Here is a 6000-nt window from a genome sequence, read left to right on the forward strand (position 1 = left end):
GAGGTGCACCGCGACGCCCCCGCACGGGTCGTCACCGGGCCGTGCCGGGCGCGCCATGCTGGGCCGTGCCCGCTGCATGCCCGACGAGGCGGAGAAACATGGGGAGCGGCGGGTAGTCGCAGTGATCGGGAAAGCGATCGATCCCCGACCATTCGTGCTGGTCAGGGGCCGATTACGACTGACGTGGCGGCGCCAGGGGCGGTGCGGGAGCGGCCGCGTGTCAGGGCCACCCATAGGGCGGCCCTGACGGGGTGTTGGTTCTCAGTGGGTTGTGTTCGTGAAGTTCTGGTTGGTGGAGTTGGTGGCACCGGGGCTTTTGATGTTGTTGTTGATGCTGATGTTGTCGAACATCGTGAAGACGCCGTTCAGGTTGATGGGGAGCAGCGATCCGCCTTCTCCGTTGCCCCCGTTACCCCCGTTCCCGCCGCAGGATCCGCCAGGGATGGTCGTGGTGATCTGTTTCCGGTCGAGAATTGCTCCGCCGCTTTCTGAGAAGCTGCCGAGCAACGCCTCGTTGGTGACGAAGCATGGAGCATCTGCGGCGACAGCGACGTTGAAGGTGAAGGTGTAATTCGCGCCAGCCGGAATGGGGCCCTGACTGTCGCACGAGAATCCATTCGGGGCGGTGGCGGAGGAGAGTACGCACTGCCACTGGGTAGGATCGGACGGCGTGACGCTTACGGGGGTGAGCCCCGCGGGCAGGTTGTCGAGTACGCCGGCGGGTTGGGTCCACTGCTCCGTGCCGGTGTTGGTCACGGTGATGGTGTACTGGCCGGCCCCGCCCCGGACGAAGTTCCCCCCGGTCTTGTCGACCACCAGCCGCGCCTCCTGCGCGTATGCCGGGGTGATTCCCATGGCCAACGGCATCACGATGCCCAGCCCCACGATGGTGAGGAGGGAGGACGTACGCCGCTCGAACCCTTGGGTACGCATGTGTTCTCCGGTCCTGTTGAATGCCGCCGTGTTGTTGCTGGGGAGCGTGAATGAAACGGCAGCGCGGATTTGATTCAAGAATGCCGAACAGGCAACTTCTCGGGGTGTGACTGGATACGCGGCGTACGCCCTTCTCACCTGATCGCCACAGCGGTTAGGCCGACCAGAGCATGCCTTCAACGCACCCGAGCGCTACAAAGCGGCCGTCGCGGCTTCTCGACGACGGCCGAACCCTGACCCTCTGACGGCGGATCAAAAACAGGTCGGGCAGCACCCGCATACGCGATCTTCCAAACTGGTGCTCCAAGACCCGGACAGCTGCGCTTGACTGGGTCATTGAGAACCCCGCCGAGGCTGCCGCGATACCCATCGTGGCAATGTGCTCAGTGGCCGTCCGTCTCGGGCCAGTACCAAGACTCGTCGTCCTTCAGCGCGAGGTCGCCCGGGATGCCGTGCTCAAGCTTCCCTTCGAGCCACATGCTCAGCCATTCACGGAGCATCAGGTCGCACTTGTGTCGCTCTCCCTGGTCCCACCACCACATCTGCCCTTCCGGGTGGCGGCAGTCGAGCATGGTCCACATGGCACAGCCGTGGTCGCAGAACATCAGCACCCCGTGAGGCGGAGAAGGTGGTGCTTGCTCTTCTGGATACGGATTGGGCTCGTCGTACTGGAGATAGATCTCCAGCATCCCTGGCCCGTCGCTCGTGTATCCGTTGCGGAGGCCTTCGATACCGCCGAAGGGACCGAATCCGCCGTTGGCCACCTCGGTGTAGAGGCGGCGGAGCAGAGGCGGGAGTGGGTAACCGATGATGCGCTCTGCCTCCGCCAGCGCCTCCGCAGATGCGGGTGCCGGCGTGAGCAGCCTGTCGTGCAGGTCCGTTGGGCGTCCTGCCTGAACGCGGGCCTTGACAGCCGCCAGCACCTCGTCGTCGGTCACGCTGTTGATGGTCGCAGATGCCTGTGCAGTGCAGCAGCGAAGTACAGCGACCATGCCGACCGGGGCCAACCGCACACGCCCCCAGTAGCCAGTCTGACCAGCCCACCAGACCTCAGCGACCTCCGTGCCCATAGTTCGCATCGAGGGGCGCGCCGCGACACCGCACGGTCCTTGGGGCCTGGTAGCCAGTGATCAAGGTCACGACACGTGCCACGACCGTGCCAGAACGGGCGGGGAACACCGGGGAACGACGGGGACTGACGTGAGCCGACAACGAGAACGACCCCCGACCAAACTCACTGGTCAGGGGTCGATCTCACTTGCGTGGCGGCGCCAGGATTCGAACCTGGGAAGGCTGAGCCGGCAGATTTACAGTCTGCTCCCTTTGGCCGCTCGGGCACACCGCCGGGTGGTGCCGCCGATCGAACCCGCTTTCGGCGGTGCTCTCCGGCAACGACGTAAACAATACCCGATGCACCGGGGTGCTTCGCCACCCGGTTGATCTCCTCCCGTGGGGTCGTGGTGTGGCTAGGCTGGTGCGGATGCGGCCCGGCAGGATGCCGGGCCCGGCGGCCGCCGCCGCGCACGCCGGCACGCACCGATACGCACCCCGATACAAGGAGCCACAGGACATGGCCGACTCCAGTTTCGACATCGTCTCGAAGGTCGAGCGGCAGGAGGTCGACAACGCCCTCAACCAGGCCGCCAAGGAGATCTCGCAGCGCTACGACTTCAAGGGCGTCGGCGCCTCGATCTCGTGGTCCGGTGACAAGATCCTGATGGAGGCGAACTCCGAGGACCGGGTGAAGGCAGTCCTCGACGTCTTCCAGTCCAAGTTGATCAAGCGCGGTATCTCCCTGAAGGCCCTGGACGCGGGCGAGCCCCAGCTGTCCGGCAAGGAGTACAAGATCTTCGCGTCGATCGAGGAGGGCATCTCGCAGGAGAACGCCAAGAAGGTGGCCAAGATCATCCGCGACGAGGGCCCGAAGGGCGTGAAGGCCCAGGTCCAGGGCGACGAGCTGCGGGTCAGCTCCAAGAGCCGCGACGACCTGCAGGCCGTGATCGCCCTGCTGAAGGGCAAGGACTTCGACTTCGCACTGCAGTTCGTGAACTACCGGTAGGACGCCGGCAGGACAGCGGCAGGTCTCCGCCAGGGCTTCGGCGCGAGGCACGAGCACGAGGCGGGACCACGATGCAGGAAGGGTGGGCGCCCCCGAGCGGTGCCCACCCTTCCGCGTTCCCGGTGCCCACCCCTCCGTGCTCCCGGCGCCGCACTCGGCGCCCGTGCCGCCGGTGCCGTACTCGGTCGCGCTCAGTCGCGCGAGTTGCCGAACAGGATGCGGTAGGCGATCAGCAGCACCAGGGAACCGCCGATGGCCGCCGTCCAGGTGGCGCCGTCGAAGAAGTGCTTGCTGATGGGGTGGTGCAGCCAGCGTGCCGAGATCCAGCCGCCGATGAACGCGCCCGCGATGCCGATGAGGGTCGTGCCGATGAAGCCACCGGGGTCGCGTCCCGGCAGAAGGACCTTGGCGATGGCTCCGGCCAGCAGCCCCAGGATGATCCAACCGATGATGCCCATACCGCGAACCTGCCCTTCCGCGCTCTGTCCGTGCTGTCCGCTCCCTGAGAAATCGGTGAGGACTCGCTGTCCGTTGCGCGCGTTTTGGTGCCGTGTCGATGAAGAGGACGCCACGGGTCCACTACCCGGTTGCGGTCGTCAGTAGGGTGCGAACCATGACCGGCACCGGTACGGCCCTGCGACGCACCCTGGGTGTGCGGGACGCCGTGGTCGTCGGCCTCGGGTCGATGATCGGCGCCGGTGTCTTCTCCGCGCTGGGGCCCGCCGCCCGCGCGGCCGGTTCGGGGCTGCTTCCCGGCCTGGCCGCCGCGGCCGTGGTGGCCTACTGCAACGCCATGTCCTCGGCCCGTCTCGCCGCCCGCTACCCGGCCTCGGGCGGGACGTACGTGTACGGGCGGGAGCGACTGGGCGCCTTTTGGGGCTACCTCGCCGGCTGGGCCTTCGTCGTCGGCAAGACGGCGTCCTGCGCGGCCATGGCGCTCACCGTCGGCGTGTACGTCTGGCCCGGGCAGCCACATGCGGCGGCGGTCGCCGCCGTGGTCGCCCTGACGGCTGTGAACTACGGCGGGATCCAGAAGTCGGCGTGGCTGACGCGGGTGATCGTGGCCGTGGTGCTGGCCGTGCTCGCCGCTGTGGTGGTCGCGTGCCTCGCGTCGGGGCGAGCCGACGCCGGACGGCTGGACATCGGCCTGTCGTCGGGGGCCGGCGGGGTGCTTCAGGCCGCCGGGCTGCTGTTCTTCGCGTTCGCGGGATACGCGCGGATCGCAACCCTAGGGGAGGAGGTCCGGGATCCCGCGCGCACGATTCCGCGGGCCATCCCCCTGGCCCTGGCCATCACACTCGCGGTGTACGCGTGCGTGGCCGTCGCGGTGCTCGCCCTCCTCGGGCCGAGCCGGCTCGGGCAGGCGACGGCGCCGCTGGCGGACGCGGTGCGGGCGGCCGGGGTGCCGGGGCTCGTGCCGGTGGTGCGGGCGGGAGCGGCGGTGGCCGCGCTGGGTTCGCTGCTCGCGCTGGTCCTCGGGGTCTCCCGTACGACGCTCGCCATGGCGCGGGACGGCCATCTGCCTCGGGTTCTCGCGGTCGTGCACACCCGGTTCCGGGTACCGCACCGGGCCGAGCTGGCTGTGGGCGCCGTGGTCGCCGCGCTGGCCGCGTGGGTGGACGTGCGGGGCGCGATCGGCTTCTCCTCCTTCGGCGTGCTGACCTACTACGCCGTGGCGAACGCCGCGGCCTGGACGCTCAGTACAGCTCCCCGCTCCCGCGTGGTTCCGGCGGTGGGCCTGGCGGGCTGCGCCACGCTGGCGTTCGCCCTGCCGGCGGTCTCGGTGGGGGTGGGCGCGGGCGTACTCGCCGTGGGCGCGGCCGCGTACCGCGTACGGCGGTGGCGGGCCGGTCACCATGTCACGTGACGTGGCGCGTCGTTGCGTACGGCACCTCCCCAACGGAGCTGTTGTCGGCACCGGTTGACCGCCCCTCACTCCACAGGTGTCACGCTGAACCAGTTGTCTCGGAACGTTCCCGATCACGCCACAAGGCCGCTGCGATCCTGCCCCGATGGCCTGAGCAGCCGATACTTGTGGCAGCAGACAGTGGCGGTGAAGTGACGTGGAGAGGTGCCGATCATGAAGGTGTTGAACCTGCTGCTCAACATCCTGTGGCTGATCTTCTGCGGCATCTGGATGGCGATCGGCTACCTCGTCGCCGCGGTGATCTGCTTCGTGCTGATCATCACCATCCCGTTCGGCATCGCGTCTCTGCGTATCGCCGGGTTCGTACTGTGGCCGTTCGGCCGGACCACCGTGGAGCGGCCGGGCGCCGGGGCGGGGTCGTTCATCGGCAACGTCATCTGGGTCGTCTTCGCGGGGTGGTGGCTCGCGCTGGGGCATCTGATCACGAGCATCCCCCTGTTCCTGTCAATCATCGGAATTCCCTTCGGCTGGGCGAACCTGAAGCTCATTCCGGTCTCGCTCATGCCGCTGGGGCGGGAAGTCGTGCGTACGGAGGAGGCGTTCGGTGGACGCTGACCTCGATGCCGTGGTCGGTGCCCGGACGGAAGACGGCAACTCGCCGCGGCTCCTCTCATGCCGCTGAGGATCTTGGACGGCGGGCTCGCCTGGATGCGGTTCCGGTGGTGCCCGACAATGGATCTGGGTGGTTTCCGTGCTCTCGTCCCCTGATGGCCGATCGGTTCGCCCCCATGGGGGACAGGGCTTGGCTGGGAGGCGGCCATGGTTCTCGCGCTCTGTCTCCCGCGCGAGACGATGGATCGAAAGGTACGGCCCCATGAATGCACAGCACACCAAGTCTTTCCTGGACACCATGTGTCTCCTGGCGGCGTCCACCATGGGTGCGCTGCTGATCGGCGGTGGCGCGCTCGGCGCGACGGTCACTGCTGCGGCGGCCGCCCCCGCTCACGTCGCCCCGTTCGCCCCCCAGTCGAGTCGCGGCTGCGACGAGGTCTGGGGGGACGACGGTTGCGATCACTACGGCGACCGCGGCGAGCCTGATCAGGGCGGCGAAGGCGGTGGCGGCAGGACGGCTCGGCACTAG

General features: G+C 68.0%; 7 protein-coding genes and 1 tRNA gene. 4 read left to right on the forward strand and 4 right to left on the reverse strand.

From position 1 onward, the window contains the following. Positions 1 to 261 precede the first annotated feature (261 nt). From ACLU3S_RS09435 to ACLU3S_RS09445, 3 genes are all read right to left on the reverse strand, one after another. Positions 262 to 933 carry a hypothetical protein gene (locus ACLU3S_RS09435; protein WP_413951286.1) on the reverse strand — a complete coding sequence of 224 codons (672 nt, stop codon included), beginning with the start codon at positions 931 to 933 and terminating at the stop codon, positions 262 to 264. A 383-nt stretch (positions 934 to 1316) separates the two neighbouring features. Next, positions 1317 to 1871, reverse strand: coding sequence for an SMI1/KNR4 family protein (locus ACLU3S_RS09440; protein WP_413951287.1), 555 nt, complete (start codon positions 1869 to 1871; stop codon positions 1317 to 1319). Between the two features lie 325 nt (positions 1872 to 2196). Beyond that, positions 2197 to 2278, reverse strand: a tRNA-Tyr gene (locus ACLU3S_RS09445). A gap of 225 nt (positions 2279 to 2503) precedes the next feature. On the opposite strand from ACLU3S_RS09445, the gene ACLU3S_RS09450 reads away from it, so the two are divergent. Further along, positions 2504 to 2992: a YajQ family cyclic di-GMP-binding protein gene (locus ACLU3S_RS09450; protein WP_019756392.1), complete on the forward strand. Its 489-nt coding sequence runs from the start codon at positions 2504 to 2506 to the stop codon at positions 2990 to 2992. A 191-nt stretch (positions 2993 to 3183) separates the two neighbouring features. On the opposite strand, the gene ACLU3S_RS09455 is transcribed toward ACLU3S_RS09450, so the two are convergent. Beyond that, complete coding sequence (locus tag ACLU3S_RS09455; RefSeq protein ID WP_413951288.1) at positions 3184 to 3450, reverse strand: GlsB/YeaQ/YmgE family stress response membrane protein; 267 nt, start codon at positions 3448 to 3450, stop codon at positions 3184 to 3186. 155 nt (positions 3451 to 3605) lie between these two features. On the opposite strand from ACLU3S_RS09455, the gene ACLU3S_RS09460 reads away from it, so the two are divergent. The 3 genes from ACLU3S_RS09460 (at position 3606) to ACLU3S_RS09470 (ending at position 6000) form a co-directional block, all read left to right on the forward strand. Continuing rightward, the gene (locus ACLU3S_RS09460) at positions 3606 to 4859 is read left to right on the forward strand and encodes an APC family permease (protein WP_413951289.1); all 1254 of its coding nucleotides are present in this window, start codon (positions 3606 to 3608) and stop codon (positions 4857 to 4859) included. A 213-nt stretch (positions 4860 to 5072) separates the two neighbouring features. Next, a complete protein-coding gene (locus ACLU3S_RS09465; RefSeq protein WP_413951292.1) occupies positions 5073 to 5474 on the forward strand; it encodes a YccF domain-containing protein in 402 nt (133 codons plus the stop codon). A gap of 259 nt (positions 5475 to 5733) precedes the next feature. Beyond that, a complete protein-coding gene (locus tag ACLU3S_RS09470; RefSeq protein ID WP_413951290.1) occupies positions 5734 to 6000 on the forward strand; it encodes a hypothetical protein in 267 nt (88 codons plus the stop codon).

The sequence above is a fragment of the Streptomyces sp. AF1A genome, assembly GCF_047340315.1.
Classification (GTDB): domain Bacteria; phylum Actinomycetota; class Actinomycetes; order Streptomycetales; family Streptomycetaceae; genus Streptomyces.